This window comes from Bradyrhizobium huanghuaihaiense (genome assembly GCF_007830635.1).
In the GTDB taxonomy this organism is placed as follows: domain Bacteria; phylum Pseudomonadota; class Alphaproteobacteria; order Rhizobiales; family Xanthobacteraceae; genus Bradyrhizobium; species Bradyrhizobium huanghuaihaiense.
Genome location: NZ_VLLA01000008.1, coordinates 285809 through 301417, shown reverse-complemented (window position 1 = coordinate 301417; position 15609 = coordinate 285809). Strand labels below are relative to the sequence as shown.

The following is a 15609-nucleotide window of genomic DNA, read 5'->3' as shown; positions in this document are numbered from 1 at the left end:
TCAGGCCGTCTTGCGACGGTCTCAGTCTCGTTGCCGAGACACAGCGCAGACCTCCCGAGGTAAGACCGACCGCCTTCACCGCACGCCCGCCGAATTTACCACCCCGACCTTTGATGACCTTGGACTTCGCGATCAATTGCTCGCTCGTCCGGCCGGGTAGGCCTCGTTATCCGGTGTTTGTCCATCGGGCCGCGGCTTTGCTCCACGCTTTCTTCAGACCCCACCTCACGATGACGCCCTTGCGCTTCGCTAATCCTTCGCCGCCATCAGGCTGGATAGAGGACTTCCACCTCCAAGCTGTCGCTCATACTCGGCACACAACAAAAAGCCCGGCCGAGCGGCCGGGCTTTTGATCTCTTGCAATCGACGCCAGACGCTTACGCAGCCTCGTCGGCGACGGTGGTGTCGTCGCCATCGGTATCGTCGGCATCGCCCTCGGCATCCGCCTCGCCCTCGGCGGCCTCAGCCTTGGCGTTGCGGCGCGGGCTCTTGGCGAGCTGGGCCTCGATCTCCTTGACCGCTTCGGTCTCGGTCGAGTGCTGCACCACCGCGATCTCGCGGGACAGGCGGTCGAGCGCCGCTTCATAGAGCTGGCGTTCGGAGTACGACTGCTCCGGCTGCGATTCCGAGCGGTAGAGGTCGCGCACGACTTCCGCGATCGCGACGATGTCGCCCGAATTGATCTTCGCTTCGTATTCCTGGGCGCGGCGCGACCACATGGTACGCTTGACGCGGGCGCGGCCCTTGAGGGTCTCCAGCGCCTTCTTGACCAGCGCCGGCTCGGACAGCTTGCGCATGCCGACATTGGCGACCTTGGCGGTCGGAACGCGCAGCGTCATCTTGTCCTTGATGAAGTTGATGACGAACAGCTCGAGCTTCGCGCCGGCGATCTCCTGCTCCTCGATGGCCAGGATCTGGCCGACGCCGTGGGCGGGATAGACGACGAATTCGTTGGCCTTGAAGCCCTGACGCTGGGTCACGACCTTCTTTTCCTCGACCTTCGGCGCAGCGGCGGGCTTGGCCGCCGGCTTGGCAGCAACGGGAGCCTTGGCAGGAGCAGCAGCAACAGGGGCCTTCGGCGCGGGCTTGGCAGCGGGAGCCTTGGCAGCAACAGGCTTGGAAACGGTCGCTTTCGCGGCCGGCTTGGCAGTCTTGTTAGGCATTGCGCTTCTTTTGTTCTTCGAGGACTTTGCAGCCGGCGCCTTCGTCGCGGTCCGACCTTTGGATGCGCTACGGCTGGCCGCGGCGACTTTTTTGGCCTCCTTATGGGAAGCCCTCGCTGAAGTACTCTTTTTACGCGTTTTCTGTGACACAGCCTGCGCGCGGAAACTGCCACGCCCCTGTTCGACATTTGGTTTCACGGGAACCCAGAGGGGCCAACGGGGCTGACGGGGTTCGGCTTAATGTGCCCAATATAGCACATTTCCCGCAAAAATCAATGATTTAGGGGTCTTGAGGGCTGGTTTTCGGCCGCAACGAAGGTATTAGGGTTAAGTTTGGGACCGAATTAGTCTCCGGAACCCGGGTTCGGAGAAAAATATTTCTCGAACTTGCCTTCCATGCCGTCGAATTCCTTCGCGTCGGCGGGTGATTCTTTCTTCTGGGTGATGTTCGGCCAGCTTTTGGCGTAATCGGCGTTGACCTGGAGCCATTTTTCCAGCCCCGGTTCCGTGTCCGGCTTGATGGCGTCGGCGGGGCATTCCGGCTCGCACACGCCGCAATCGATGCACTCGTCGGGATGGATGACGAGCATGTTGTCACCCTCGTAGAAGCAGTCGACCGGGCAGACCTCGACGCAGTCGGTGTACTTGCACTTGATGCAGTTTTCAGTGACGACGTAAGTCATCCAACGCTCCGAAAAGCTCTTTTAGAAGTCGCGGCTTGCGTAGCGCGGATGGCCCGGCGCCGCAAGGTCGGGAAGGCCCGATCATGACGGCTTTGTGTGTTTGATCGACCAAGAAATGAATTTGAAGCGCAATTAATTGCGTTTCGCTTCACTCAGCTCCTCGTAGAGCGCGCGCGCCGAGGCAGCATCGCCGCGGCGCTCGTTGAAGGCCGTCACCTTCAGCACGCGCACGGTGCGATCGAGTGCCACCGTGATCACGTCACCGATCTTGATCGCATGGCCGGGCGATTTCTCACGGGTGCCGTTGACGCGGACATGACCGGACTCGACCAGCTCGGCCGCGGAGGTGCGCGCTTTCACCACCCGCGCGTGCCACAGCCATTTGTCGAGGCGCTGCCGCTCGGTGGTCGTGGGCTTACTCCTTCCGACCGGACAGCTGCTCTTTCAGCGCCGCGAGCTTGGCGAAGGGCGAGTTGGGATCGATCGGGCGATCGCGCTCGCGCGGGTTCGCGCTCGAAGCGTAGGGACGCAGCGAGGGACCCGACTCGCGGTCGCGACGATCGCGGCCCTTGTCGCGGTCGCGGCCACCGCGGTGCTCGCGGCCGCTGTCGCGATCACCGGGCTTGCCCTTGCCGCGATCACGATCCTTGCCCTCGAAGCGGCGGTTGTTGTCGCTGCGCTGCTCGCGGCGATCGCCGCCACCCTCTTCGCGGCCCTTGCGGAAGTCCTTGCGATGACCGCCATGACGATGGCGCTCACCGGGCTTTGCTGCGCCGTCAGCCGACTGAGCAGCCTCACCCTCAGCGGGCGCAGCACCCGCTTCGGCACCGGCCTGCGGGCGCGGCTGATTGTGGTGACGCTGGTGGCGATGGCGCTCGTGACGCGGCTTGCGATCCTCGTGACGGCCACCGGGACGCCAGACCTCGACCAGCTCGGGCTCGGCGGGCGTCGCCGCGGCCTCAACCGGCGCGGCAGCATCGGGCGATGCGGCGGCTTCCGTGGCCGCGGTCTCGGCCGGAGCCGCGTCAAGCGGTGCAGCGGCCTCTTCGGCCGGCGGCGCGATGCCGGGCGCATCTTCCGGCGTGACGGGCGCTTCAGAAGCTTCGAGCGCCGGCTCCTCAGGAGCGGGCTCGTCGTGCTGCTCCATGCCGGGCGCGTCTTCGACGGTGACGGCTTCAGCAGCGACCTCTGCCGCCGGAGCCTCCGGCAAGCCGGCAACGGCTTCCGCAGCGGTCTCGGTCGACGTCTCCGCGCCGCCCTCAGCGGGCGGCGTCTCGGCCGCAACCGTCTCAGCAACGGGCGCCGCGGGCTTCACCGGCAGCGGCGGACGCTTCTCCATGCGATAGCCGAGCGCGCGCAGCACGGACGCAAAGTCCTCGCCGGCCGAACCCGTGAGCGAGGTCATCGCCTGCGTCACCACAAAGCTGCGGCCGTCGAACGCGCCGGCGGGCTTTTCGCCGGGCGAGTTCTCGCGCCAGGCCAGCGCCGGGCGGATCAGATCGGCAAGACGCTCCAGGATGTCGACACGCACGGCGCGCTCGCCGGCCTGCTTGTAGCCGAGCACGCGATAGGCATCGCGCGGCAGGGCCTTGTCGACCGGGAACGAGGTGCGGCCCGACGAGGCCAGATGCTGCGCGCCTGACAGCGACGACAGATCGACATTGTCCTGCTTCAGCGCCCACAGGAGCGCTGCGAGCGCACGCGCGGCGGGCTTGAGCAGGCCGGGGAAATAGATGTGGTAGGCGCCGAAGCGCACGCCGTATTTGCGCAGCGTCGCGCGCGAGGGCTGATCGAGATCCTTCAGCTCGTTGGCGATTCTGGGACGCTCGAGCACGCCGAGCGCCTCGACCAGCTGATAGGCGATGCCGCGGGCAATGCCGGTGACATCCTCGGCCTTCGACAGCTCGAACATCGGCCCGAGCAGCTTCTCGATATGCGTCTTGACCCAGAGGTCGAGCCGCGCCTGCACCTTCTCGCGGGGGCCGCCGGTGAGGCGCTCGTCGGAGATGATGCGAATGCGCGGATGCAGCGCGTCCTCTGCGGCAGACAGCCGCGCCACGGCGTCGCCGGTCCAGCGGATGATGCCTTCCGAGGTCAGCACGAACTGGTCGTCCGGCGCGTTGCCCAGTTTTTCGGCGCGCGTGTTGATCTCGCCGGCGAGCACCGCTTGCGCTGCAGCCTGCAAGGCTTTCGCATCGGAGCCGGCCTCCGCCGCATCCGGTGCAAAGGTGAAGCCGTCGAGGCGGCCGATGACATGGCCTTCGACGATGACTTCGCCGGTCTTGCCGATTTCAGTATTCAAGCTCGTGTTCTCCCGCAGGCGGCGCATCAATACACTGGTCCGACGATCAACGAAACGCTCAGTCAAGCGTTCATGGAGCGCATCCGATAATTTATTTTCGACCTCCCGCGTGACCCCCTGCCAGCGTTCGGGGTCTTTCAGCCAGTCCGGGCGGTTGGCGACGAAGGTCCAGGTGCGGATCTGCGCGATCCGGGCCGACAGCGTGTCGATGTCGCCGTCGACGCGGTCGGCCTGCTCGACCTGGGCGGCGAACCAGGCGTCGGGAATGCATCCCTTGCGCATCAGGAAGCCGTACAGCGTGGTCACCAGCTCGGCATGGGCGGCCGGCGACAGTTTCCGGTAATCGGGGACCTGGCATGCCTCCCAGAGCCGCTCCACCGCCGCCTTGCCATGCGCGATATCGCGCACCTCGACGTCGCGGGCGGCATGATCCAGCACGCGCATGTCCTCGGCGATCGGGGCGCGCGTCAGCGCCTCGTGCCCCGGAGGTAAATTCAAGGACACCTGGAGCGCGCCGAGCGAGGAGAAATCCAGCTTCGCGTTGCGCCATTGCAGCATCTTCACGGCGTCGAAGGTGTGGTTCTGCAGCGCGTTGACGAGCTCGGGCTCGAACGGCGCACAGCGGCCCGTGGTGCCGAAGGTGCCGTTGCGCGTGGCGCGGCCGGCGCGCCCCGCGATCTGCGCGAATTCGGACGGCGTCAGGCGGCGGAACTGGTAGCCGTCGAACTTGCGGTCGGAGGCAAAGGCGACGTGGTCGACATCGAGATTGAGGCCCATGCCGACGGCGTCGGTGGCGACGAGATAATCGACATCGCCGTTCTGGAACATCGCCACCTGCGCATTGCGCGTACGCGGCGATAGCGAGCCCAGCACGACAGCGGCGCCGCCATGCTGGCGGCGGATCAGCTCGGCGATGGCGTAGACTTCATCCGCCGAAAACGCGACGATGGCGGTGCGGCGCGGCTGGCGCGTGATCTTGCGGTCGCCGGCGAATTCGAGGGTGGACAGGCGCGGGCGCGTGATCATGGAGACGCCGGGCAACAGGCGCTCGATGATCGGGCGCATCGTCGCAGCGCCCAGCAGCAGCGTCTCGTCGCGGCCGCGGCGATTGAGGATGCGGTCGGTGAAGACGTGGCCGCGCTCGAGATCGGAGGCGATCTGGACCTCGTCGACGGCGAGGAAGGAGACGTCGAGGTCGCGCGGCATCGCCTCGACGGTGGAGACCCAGTAGCGCGGATTCTTCGGCTTGATCTTCTCTTCGCCCGTCACCAGCGCGACGCTCTCCACACCCGCGCGATCGGCGATCTTGTTGTAGACCTCGCGCGCGAGCAGGCGCAGCGGCAGCCCGATCACGCCTGAGGGATGCGCCAGCATCCGCTCGATGGCGAGATGGGTCTTGCCGGTGTTGGTCGGCCCGAGCACCGCAGTGACGCCCGCGCCGGGTGCGCGCTCGGAGGCGAAGGGGGAGGGAGAGAAGGCCATGTCTGGGGGATTAGGTAGTGCCGATTTGGGCGAATGTCAGTGCCAGATGGGGCGGTGAGGCGACCGGGGTGCCGACCATGTCTCCGAACGCGGAGCGGCGGCCGCCCCCACTGCTGTCATCGCCCGGCTTGACCGGGCGATCCAGTACGCCGAGGCGGTCGTGACGGAACCGAGAGGCCGCGGCGTACTGGATGCCCCGGTCAAGCCGGGGCATGACAGCGGAGCGTGTAGGAGCCGCTCCCCAAACCTCGCGCAACTGTTTCACTTTGCGACGCTTTTTCCGTTCTCTTTAAGCTTCGGAACGACTCTAGAACGAATCGCGGCCGAATCGCTGACTCCCGCCAGAGTCCCGTTCCGTTCACGCAACATGTCGCGGGACTCCTGTTAGTTGCGCACTAGATGGAGTTTTGCCCTGCCGCACAAGTGACGTTTCGATGGCGGGTTCCTTAAAATTGGGGACGGCGCGGAGTCGAATCAGAATCGGGGCGGAGTCAAATGGATTCCCGGATCGGGGCTGCCAAAACAAAAACTGCGAAAACAACCCCATGCACAGTAGAAACGGGGGTGCGGTGGTTGGTGGGGTGGCGGCCTGTAAGATGTTGAAGCGGCACGCTTTCTTACCCTCCCCTGGAGGGGGAGGGTCGGCGCACGTTGAGCGCAGCGAAATGTGCGACGGGGTGGGGTGATCTCTCCATTCGGGGACCGTTCGTGAGGAGAGATCACCCCACCCCGCTCGCGCTGCGCGCGATCGACCCTCCCCCTCCAGGGGAGGGTAAGATCACTGCGTCTTCGCCACCCTTGGCGGCTGGGGGGAGGTGATGAAGCTCGTCGCTTCCAGCATCGCAGGTCCCAGCGGCGTCGGCACTTTCAGCCAGAATGGAACCAGGATGCGGGTGCCCGCCACCGGCGCAAACGCGATCTCGATGCTGCGCTGGGCGGCGAGGTATTTGATCACGGGGCGATCGGGGATGTAGCCGGCAACGGGCACGAAATAGAGCGCGCAGACCACGACCGGGCCGCGATAACCCTTCTCCGCCTTCACCGTCTCCATGCGCTTGAAATCGAGCTTCAGATCGTAGCGCATGCGGCCGTCGAACACGGGCGCGGCGTTGTGGCAGGCTTCCGGCGTAACAGGGTCGCCGGTGCCGGGCACGCGCAACAGCGAGGCCGTCATCGGGTCCCAGACGCCGCGGCGATGCGCGTCGGTGACGACGATACGGTCAGGATCGACCGGCGGCTCCGGCTCGATGCCGAACTCCTTCACATTGCCCTTGTCGAGGGTGATGTGGATGTTTTCCGTCTTCTTCGAGGTGGTGGTGGAGGCCTGGTAGCCGGTCGCAACCAGCGCGCCGTTGACGACGCGGCCCTGCGAGGCGCCGGTGCCGGACCCGCCCGCGAACGACTTCAGCAGCCCCGTGGTACCGCCGGAGGCCGCGGCCGCGAACACGTCGTCCTGGATGTCGATGTTCCAGGCGCCCTTGCCGACGGGAATGCCCGCCAGCGTCGCCTCATATTGCGCCTCGAGCTTGCCCTGCGCGGCCACAGGCTCGGCCCCCCACGCCAGGACGAGCCCGCAAAGGGCCGCGAACGCCAGCCGGCCGGTCGCGCGCAGCCGGGGCAGGTAAGGGGTCAGGGTATCCACGAAGCCATCCAATGGGGCCGTCAGGCGTTGTTAGTTAAGCCAAAAATCGCGGCAAACAATCCGTCCGGGTGCAAAACTCCGGGAACTCCACCGGAGTCTTCGGGGGCGAATGCGCCCTTTATGTGATGGTAAGGCGTTTCAATCATTGCCGTTTTGGTGATCGGGGTGCGTCGCGGGAGCGCACCTCTCTCCGCTACCTCCGCCTCTCCCGCCTGCGGGAGAGGCCGCGCGAAGCGCGGGTGAGGGCTTTCTCCTCTGGGGGGCACTCGCTATTGTCCCGCCGCGGAGGCACCCTCTCCCCACCCCTCCCCCGCGAGCGGGGGAGGGAGCGCACCGCCGCCGGCGCGAGCATGAAACCCCGCCCAAATCCTTGACTACCCGCCCCTTCCCCCCTATACGTCCGCCCGCTCCCTGCAAGGACAGAGAATTTGCCCCTGTGGCGCCCCGAATGGCGGCCGCAACTCGTTTGGGGCTCGAACTTAAGGATTTGTGACATGTCTCGCCGCTGCGAACTGACGGCCAAGGGCCCCCTCGTCGGCCACAAGGTCAGCCACTCCAACATCAAGACCAAGCGCCGCTTCCTGCCGAACCTCGTCAACGTGACGTTCATCTCGGAAGCCCTGGAGCGCAACGTGCGCCTGCGCGTCTCCACCAACGCGGTGAAGAGCGTGGACCACAATGGCGGCCTCGATGCCTTCCTGCTCAAGGCCAGCGCCGACGCCCTGTCGCCGCGCGCCCTCGAGCTGAAGCGCGCCATCCAGAAGAAGGTCGGCACCACCGCGCCGGTCAAGAAGGCCAGCTAAGACAATTTACCGTTAGGGCGGGGGCTAAGTCGCGTCGCGTGGCGTAAGCTTAGCCAGTAGAGTTTTGCGTGACGGCCGGATCGAAAGATCCGGCCGTTTTTGTTTTGTGTATTACTCGCCTAAAAGCAACCATCTCGAATTTATTCAATTAATGTTTGTAGAGGCCAATTTTTTATACGCCGGGGTTTTTTCAGTGCCACTTAGTCTGTTGAAGTTCGTGCGGTTCGTTATTCCGGCCGCCCTAATGCTTCTCTATGCCAAGCTTCTCGGTCAGATGACGGGGCTATGGTCCACCACGCTTCCGGACTTCGAAAAGTCGTCGTATCTCCCGATCGTGGTCATTCCTGCTGTTCTCTACTATGTAACACCGCTTCGCAAATGGACCAACGCGTATCACCACCGACGCGTCGTCGAGCGACTACGCGAGGGCCTCGTTAAGATCACCGGATATCCGGATCACAAAGATCGATATACTTGGAAAAAGCTACGGCCACTCTTCTTTACCTTGGTCGACAGCGATGAGAGTCTCAAACAAAAAGCAAGTTTGGCCTACGCAAACGGCGCCATATGGACGTCGTGTGCAGACTCCACGATCTTGGCCCTGCTGTTCTTTCTCGTTTCAATGTTGCTCTTCTATCTGAAGATCGAAGAAGCTTTCCCTGCGGGTATGATTTTTCTTTTGATTGCGGTCTTCTCCTTCGCGGGCTCTCTTGCGTGCACTTCTCGTCAAATCGGCATCGGTGCAGAGCAACTCGAAGTGATCGACCTGAAATTCAAGTCTGAGGTCGAGAAGCGATTAAATGCTCTTGATAAATGATCCGGTACTCCTCTCAATTGAAATGACTACTGAAGCATTACGGGCCAGAAGCACAGCGCATTGGATCATCGCATTCTCTGGCGGGAAAGACTCGTCCGCAGCGCTAAAGATTTTTCTCGCCGCTTATCGTCGCGCGGGGGTCAGACTCTCTCGAATAACCCTGCTCTATTGCGACACCGGTGTCGAGAACCCCGTCCTAGACGCCTACGTAAAGGAGTTTCTTCGGAAGGCGGAGCAAGAATTCGCCGAGCTTGGACTATCCATCAATATAGAGCTGCTCAAGGCGCCCATTCCTGATCGCTTCTTTGTCAGGATAATAGGGCGTGGCTACCCGCCACCCACCAACAGCTTCCGATGGTGCACGACCGGATTGCGGATAAAGCCCGTCTCAGAATTTATCGCAAAACAAAATCCGAATAATACAGTCGTTGTCTTGGGCTTAAGGCAGTCTGAAAGCAGACAGCGAGATCGCGCGCTGGCTCTAAGCCCTAATCTCTATTGGCAGAAGCAGCGAGAGGGTAAAGGGGACTACGATCTCTTTCTACCGATCGTAGAATTGAGCGTGCCTGAAGTATGGGATGCTATTTTTGGTCTTTCTCTCCCGAAGGCACTAAACAAGTCTGCTTTAGAGACGCTCTACCGTGGAGCTTCGGGCGAGTGCCCTGTCATCAAAGCTCCCACCGCTCCTCCGTGCACCTCTGGCAGGTTTGGATGCTGGACTTGCACAGTTGTCCGGAAGGACAAGTCTGCTAGCGAACTGATAAAGTCAGGCCATTTCCACTTGGAGCCGTTCCTAACATTTCGTGATTGGCTCGCAGAATTCCGTAACGATCCCATCAACCGATGGCATACGAGGCGTAATGGGCGCGCTGGATTGGGCCCGTTTACGATTAATGCCCGAAAGGAGATCCTCCGGAGAGTCGACGCACTCGAAGATTCAACCAGAACAACAATCATCGATACCGAAGAGCGCGGCGTTATTGCGGCTCTATGGACCATGGATAATTTTGCCCGGTTGGCCTTTAGGCGACAGAGCGATTTGGGTGCAAGTAAATCCGATTCCGATGCGATTTTGGGTAACTTGAGCACCGCTGGCACGTAGGCGGGACTCTTGCATCGAACGCTCTGGTCTAAAGGCATAAAGGGGGTAGCCCCCGAATGAGATTTATCGGACGTGACAGAGCACCTCGCTCGCATCCGCTATACTCGCCCGGGTTGCATCACCTGGAGGCGCATCCCGTGCAGCACGCGCGCGACATCGACCATAACCCGAGCCGAAAAACTCGTCATCTGTTGCGGCAGCATCGGCAACGGAATCTCAGAGAGCATTTCCAACGCCCTGAAACTCCATCGCGCCTGCGTAAGACGGACAGACCGGGCCGCGGAAGATGGTGTTTTACGATCCAGGCGTCGGCACTGTGACGGAGCCTAGGACGTGGAATCGCTGGAAAGTCCAACATCGCGTTAGTGCTCCGGGCTTCGTTTGTCGATAGCCACCGGCTACGATAGGCTGCTACCTCAAGTCGAAACGAATGCGTGGAGGCGACATTAGAGGATGGCGATTTTAGCTGAGCTATACGTCCGTCTCGATCCGTACGATGCAACAGAAGCGGAATACGAACAATTAGGTGAGCATCTGCATGAGGCGGCTATTGGTACCGCTCTGCGGACTTACGGAGGCGACGTCACCGTAGAGGTGACTATTACCGAAGGCTCCGCCAAGATCAAAATGCGGGTCATGCAGACGATCTTAGCGCTAGATCTGATTTACGGTCATATGGCCGACTGGAAGAGCTTTAAAGAGCAAGTTGGCACCACATACGAGGCGACTGTCAGGTTTCTCAACACCATGGCAGAGGAAATCCCTAAAATCACTCAGGCGAGCCCTAAGCAAGTCAAGCGATTGGACAAGCGGGATAAGGCGTCCGGTAAGCTCAAAGAGCTTGTAGACAGCGTGGATATGTTACGCCAGCCAATGCTCGAAGGGGCCAGCGCGAAACCCTTACTGCGCCGGATACAGCGGCTTGCAATCGAAGCTGAGAAAGACTTAACGGACAACGAGCGAAACAAGCTTACCTCCCTGGTTACAGAAGAGGTACCGGATATCGACGATCTGCCACAAATGACGACGGCGAAAGTTGCGTTGCTTCCGTCCACCCCCAAACTGCCTACGCCGCCCGGAGGTGCTGCGGTCCCTCCCAAGACAAGGCGTCGAAAATCAAGAGTTGTCTTTCACAAATCGACGCAAGTGCCAAGAGCGCGGCAACTTAAGTGACTGCATTCCGACCTCACCGTCCCGTGGGAGCTGGCTTCCCCCCGATCACAGCTCGCATAGACTTGCTCCGGTAGCATCTTAATACTCGCGCCATGCTGCAACGGTGGACTTAGAATGATTTTTGAGAGCAGCCCTTGGAAGCAGCAACTGCTTCGAGACGCAGGGAATCTAAAGAGAATATCCAAGAGCCCCCTTGGAGAGAGCAATGAAGACGTTTTGCTCACGCGTCTTGAGCGTCTGATTTTTGTTGGCGCCTATTCAATGCGCAAGCTTCACGAATCAGGAAAACTTTCGACCGATTGGACTAAGATCAAGCTGTCGTGCACTCGCTTCGAATTTGTCGGCAAATGCGCGCCCACCATTTTAGATGCCCACAAGATTGATAGATTCTACGAACTTGCCAATCCACTAGACATAAGGATGCCATCCGACGAATTTTGCGACCGCGTCGTGCATAGCTTCATCTTCGCACCAGTTGTGGGCGAACAAGGCTGCGTCGATGGATTTCATCTGACTTCGGATCGTTTGAAGAAGCAGTGCCTTTGGTTTGTTCCTTTAGCCGAGGTCATTACCCTGATGGTAAGAACAGGGAAGGATTACCCAAGCGATGGCGTTTGGATCAGAACCGCAAGCGGCGAGCTAAAGATCTGGGCCGGAAATGGAGAACCGCCTGCAGGTTGGCTCGCTAGCGCCAAAAAACTGCGACGCTAGCAGCCTTCAGGCGTACATTCCGGAGGTCTTTGCTGATGGAGATAGGGTCTCGATCTACCCAAAATTCCGCCATCCTCGCCCCGGTAGCATCACCCGGAGGCACATCCCGTGGAGCACGCGCGCGACACCGGCAGCAACCCCTCACCGAAAAGCCTCGTCATCTGCACTGTGACGGGACCGGCAACGAGATCTCGGAGAACATCTCCAACGTCCTGAAGCTCTAGCTCTGCCTGCGCAGGACCGACGAGACGCAGCCGCGGCAGATGGTGCCTGCGATCCCGGGGTCGGCACTCCGATCCCAAGCCCGGCACGGCCAGGCCACCCGTAAACAGCACCGCGCGCGCGTTAACCCTCCGTTAACCAACGCACCCTAGCCTGCGGTAATCGTCCAGCCACCATTAGCTCGAAATGCCTTCCCGGTTCGCTCCAGGAGAAGCGCCGATGTGCGTTGAGTTGTTGACGTATGCCGATCTCAGTGCCCGCCTCGATATCTCGCGCGAGGCCGCGCGGTCGCTGGCGAGACGTCGCCGCCTGCCGCGCTCGCGCTCGGAGGACGGCAAAGCCCTGGTGAGCGTTGATCTCTCCGCGCTCCGCTACACGCCCCGCCCACGAAAGGGCCGCCGGGCAGACCCCGTCGATGCCTCCATGGCAAAGATCGAGGCCATCAAGATCGGGGCCTTCAAGGCGGAGATCGCGCGGCTCGAAGACGTCGCAACCGCCTACAGGGCGGTGTTCGAGCGCGAGCGCGAGCGTGCCGATCGCCTCGCCGTCGAGCTGACGCAGGCGGCCGCCGAGACGACGGCAGCCAATGCGTGGGCGGCACGACTGGAAGAGGAGGTGACGGCGCTGCGGAACGATCGCCGCCCTGGCGGGGGGATCGCGGGATACGCCGCGCGTCGATTGGGGCATCTGGCCGCCTCCATCGTGCAATCAGACCGCGCGGCCAATGCGCGATGAGATCAGGATGAATCGTCATCGCGGATCATGCTGTAGCAGGTAGCACTCGAGACTTTCTTTAATCCCCGGCTTGCCGGACCAATCGCGAGGGAAAAATGGCAGGCAATACCGATATCCATGAAATGAAGGCCCGCATCGTCGTGTTCGGCGTCGGCGGCGCCGGCGGCAATGCCGTCAACAACATGATCACGGCCGGTCTGCAGGGGGTCGAGTTCGTCGTCGCCAACACCGACGCGCAGGCGCTGGCGATGTCGAAGGCGCAGCGCCTCATCCAGCTCGGCACAAGGGTGACCGCAGGCCTCGGCGCCGGCTCGCAGCCGGAACTGGGACGCACCGCGGCCGAAGAGGCGATCGACACGATCCGCGAGCACCTGACCGGTGCGCACATGGTGTTCGTGACGGCCGGCATGGGCGGCGGCACCGGCACCGGGGCTGCACCCATCGTCGCCAGAATCGCGCGCGAGCTCGGCATTCTCACCATCGGCGTGGTCACCAAGCCGTTCTACTTCGAGGGCCAGCGCCGCATGCGCTTTGCCGAAGCCGGCATCGAGGAGCTGCTGAAGACGGTCGACACCCTCCTGATCATCCCGAACCAGAACCTGTTCCGGGTGGCCAGCGAGAAGACCACGTTCGCCGATGCCTTCGCCCTTGCCGACCAGGTGCTTTATTCGGGCGTGGCCTGCATCAGCGACCTCATCGTCAAGGAAGGCCTGATCAATCTCGATTTTGCCGACGTCCTCTCCGTCATGAAGGAGAAGGGCAAGGCCATGATGGGACGGGGCGAGGCTTCCGGCGAGAAGCGCGTGCTCGCCGCCGCCGTGGCCGCGATCTCCAATCCGCTGATCGAGAATCCCTCGATCAAGCGTGCCAGTGGTCTCATCATCTCCATCACCGGCGGCAGGGATCTGATGCTGTACGAGGTCGACGAAGCCGCGACCCGCATTCGCGACGAGGCCGACCCGGACGCCAACATCATCGTCGGCGCGTCGTTCGACGAAAGCCTCGAAGGCATCGTCCGCGTCTCGGTGGTGGCGACCGGGATCGACAATCTCGATCCGGCGCAGCTGGCGCCGGTGGAAACCGCCCTCACCCAGCTCGCCGGCAGGCTGCGCAACGACGGCCGCCGGATCGCCGATCGCATCGAGCGCAGTGCCCCCCTTCCGCAAGCGGGAAGCCCGCCGCTGCGCCCGCAGCCGCACCACCCCGTGGGGCCGCCGGCAAGGCCGGGTCTGGACTATGCGCCGCAGGCGGCGCTCCAGCCGCTCGATCCTTACGGCCGCGCGCCTGCGCGCAATGCGCCCGACGAGGCCGCTCTCGATATCCCGGCCTTCCTGCGCCGCGCCGCCAACTGAGCGGGGGCGAGCGGGGGAGTTACCTGTCTCCAATACGAAATTGGACCGATGCTGCGTAAGTTTCTTGGCGTGCGCAGTGCGCCGATTGTCGAGGCGGCAACTTACCTATCGAACGTAGGCGACTAAACTCCGTCGTCGTCCCGGACAAGCGCGCCTCAAGCGCGCGCAGATCCGGGACCCATACCCACAGGGAGTAGTTTTGCGAAGACTCGGAGTGGGAGTCTCGCGCCACAACTTCTCCCTGTGGTTATGGGTCCCGGCCCCCCGTGCGCAATTGCGCACCAGGCCGGGACGACAATTGTGGTCACGCCGCCGTGCTGCGCGGGCTCTCGGCGGTGTCCTTCCTGTCCGTCTCCTTGTCGCGGGACAGCCACGCCGGAAAACGAAGCAGGCGCTCGTTGGTGTCCTTTGGCAGCTCGACGGGCGGCGCTTCGATGGCCGAACTCGGCAGGTCCAGCGCCGCGTGTCCGGTGCGCACCGCATCCGCGCGCTGATCCAGTTCGCGGAGCAGGGGATCGAGCACGCTGTCGATCTCGGTCGCCACCGACACCAGGAAACTATTGAGCTCGCGCGCCTCGGGCACAACCGCCGCAGCCTGCTCGACCGCCCTCGAGAGACCATCGACGACAGGCGCAAACGCGCCGGCGGCTTGCTTGATTCGCGTCTTGATCGCTTCGACCTCGCTCAAGACGCGCTCACGCTCGCGCCGTTTCTTTTCCTCCGAAAGACGGGCTTCAATTTCGGCGATCTGGGCCGCCAGGGTCGTGGCTTCGGATGCGAGCGCATCTCGTCTTCCGCGCGCGCGATCGAGATCGCGGCTGAGATTGTCCACTAAGTCGTCCTTTCCGAACATGGCTTTGCTCCGTAGGACAGGCGCTTTGCCCTTTAGGACGGCCCTGGCGCGAACCGCCAGCCTCGCCACCGACCGGATGGCCGGATCGGCCGAAACAGGCATCAACCTCGGTCGCGTCACATGGGCCGACATGGTGATCCCCCCATCGTCAACATTAGGCAACCGCATGGTTAACGGACGGTTAATGTCAACAGACGATGCCTGCGCAAGACAGACACGACGCGGCCGCCCTCCCCCTACCCCCGAAAATCAATGCTCCGCAGCACGATGCCCGGCGGGGTGCCTTCGAACTCGCAGGCGCGGTATTTGCTGGCGGCGCAGGCTTCGATGCGGTCGCGCAGCCGGGTGAACTGGGCTTCGCGCTGCTCGGGAGCGACCTTCGGGCCGCGTTCGAGGTCGTCCATCGCCGAGGTCGAGATCGCGCAACCGATCTCCCGCGAGCCGTCCTGCATGGAGAACAGCACGATCATCCGGTCGTATTCGAGGCCGATGTAGCGGCCGCTGGTGAGGGTCATGGGATTACTCCTTTACGGCGCGTCGTCCTGGCGAAAGCCAGGACCCATTACCCC

General features: G+C 62.6%; 13 protein-coding genes and 2 pseudogenes. 8 read left to right on the top strand and 7 right to left on the bottom strand.

The features are described 5' to 3' along the window. Nucleotides 1-377: 377 nt before the first annotated feature. The 5 genes and pseudogenes from IQ16_RS19225 to IQ16_RS19195 form a co-directional block, all read right to left on the bottom strand. Complete coding sequence (locus tag IQ16_RS19225) at nt 378-1163, bottom strand: CarD family transcriptional regulator (protein WP_080648072.1); 786 nt, start codon at nt 1161-1163, stop codon at nt 378-380. Between the two features lie 344 nt (nt 1164-1507). Then, nucleotides 1508-1846, bottom strand: a complete 339-nt coding sequence (gene fdxA / locus IQ16_RS19220) for a ferredoxin FdxA (RefSeq protein ID WP_018643465.1) — start codon at nt 1844-1846, stop codon at nt 1508-1510. 132 nt (nt 1847-1978) lie between these two features. Then, nucleotides 1979-2248 (bottom strand): annotated as a pseudogene (locus tag IQ16_RS19215) (RNA-binding S4 domain-containing protein); the annotation flags it as partial. 13 nt (nt 2249-2261) lie between these two features. Beyond that, on the bottom strand, nt 2262-5630 hold the full coding sequence (locus tag IQ16_RS19210; protein ID WP_018643467.1) for a helicase-related protein: 3369 nt from the start codon (nt 5628-5630) through the stop codon (nt 2262-2264). A gap of 778 nt (nt 5631-6408) precedes the next feature. Continuing rightward, nucleotides 6409-7242: a DUF3108 domain-containing protein gene (locus tag IQ16_RS19195; RefSeq protein ID WP_026312065.1), complete on the bottom strand. Its 834-nt coding sequence runs from the start codon at nt 7240-7242 to the stop codon at nt 6409-6411. Between the two features lie 524 nt (nt 7243-7766). Here IQ16_RS19195 and rpmB point away from each other — a divergent pair. The 8 genes and pseudogenes from rpmB to ftsZ all read left to right on the top strand — a co-directional run bounded on the left by rpmB (nt 7767) and on the right by ftsZ (nt 14187). Next, entirely contained in the window at nt 7767-8075 is a 309-nt protein-coding gene (gene rpmB, locus IQ16_RS19190; RefSeq protein WP_018643470.1) for a 50S ribosomal protein L28, read from the top strand. Between the two features lie 151 nt (nt 8076-8226). After that, entirely contained in the window at nt 8227-8892 is a 666-nt protein-coding gene (locus IQ16_RS19185; protein WP_018643471.1) for a hypothetical protein, read from the top strand. Further along, nucleotides 8876-9994, top strand: coding sequence for a phosphoadenosine phosphosulfate reductase domain-containing protein (locus tag IQ16_RS19180; RefSeq protein WP_080648074.1), 1119 nt, complete (start codon nt 8876-8878; stop codon nt 9992-9994). Before IQ16_RS19185 ends, IQ16_RS19180 begins: the two co-directional genes overlap by 17 nt. A 453-nt stretch (nt 9995-10447) precedes the next feature. After that, nucleotides 10448-11167: a hypothetical protein gene (locus tag IQ16_RS19170; RefSeq protein ID WP_018643473.1), complete on the top strand. Its 720-nt coding sequence runs from the start codon at nt 10448-10450 to the stop codon at nt 11165-11167. Nucleotides 11168-11281: 114 nt separating this feature from the next. Next, nucleotides 11282-11878, top strand: a complete 597-nt coding sequence (locus IQ16_RS19165; RefSeq protein WP_145831670.1) for a hypothetical protein — start codon at nt 11282-11284, stop codon at nt 11876-11878. Between the two features lie 108 nt (nt 11879-11986). Next, a pseudogene (locus tag IQ16_RS47655) lies at nt 11987-12170 on the top strand (phospholipase effector Tle1 domain-containing protein); the annotation flags it as partial. Nucleotides 12171-12319: 149 nt separating this feature from the next. Further along, nucleotides 12320-12835, top strand: coding sequence for a hypothetical protein (locus IQ16_RS19155; RefSeq protein ID WP_018643474.1), 516 nt, complete (start codon nt 12320-12322; stop codon nt 12833-12835). A 95-nt stretch (nt 12836-12930) separates the two neighbouring features. Beyond that, on the top strand, nt 12931-14187 hold the full coding sequence (ftsZ, locus tag IQ16_RS19150) for a cell division protein FtsZ (protein WP_145831668.1): 1257 nt from the start codon (nt 12931-12933) through the stop codon (nt 14185-14187). 304 nt (nt 14188-14491) lie between these two features. On the opposite strand, the gene IQ16_RS19145 is transcribed toward ftsZ, so the two are convergent. Together IQ16_RS19145 and IQ16_RS19140 are read right to left on the bottom strand one after the other, a co-directional pair. Further along, nucleotides 14492-15040 carry a hypothetical protein gene (locus tag IQ16_RS19145; RefSeq protein ID WP_244635747.1) on the bottom strand — a complete coding sequence of 183 codons (549 nt, stop codon included), beginning with the start codon at nt 15038-15040 and terminating at the stop codon, nt 14492-14494. Nucleotides 15041-15276: 236 nt separating this feature from the next. Further along, complete coding sequence (locus IQ16_RS19140) at nt 15277-15555, bottom strand: DUF1488 family protein (RefSeq protein ID WP_018643477.1); 279 nt, start codon at nt 15553-15555, stop codon at nt 15277-15279. Nucleotides 15556-15609 lie beyond the last annotated feature (54 nt).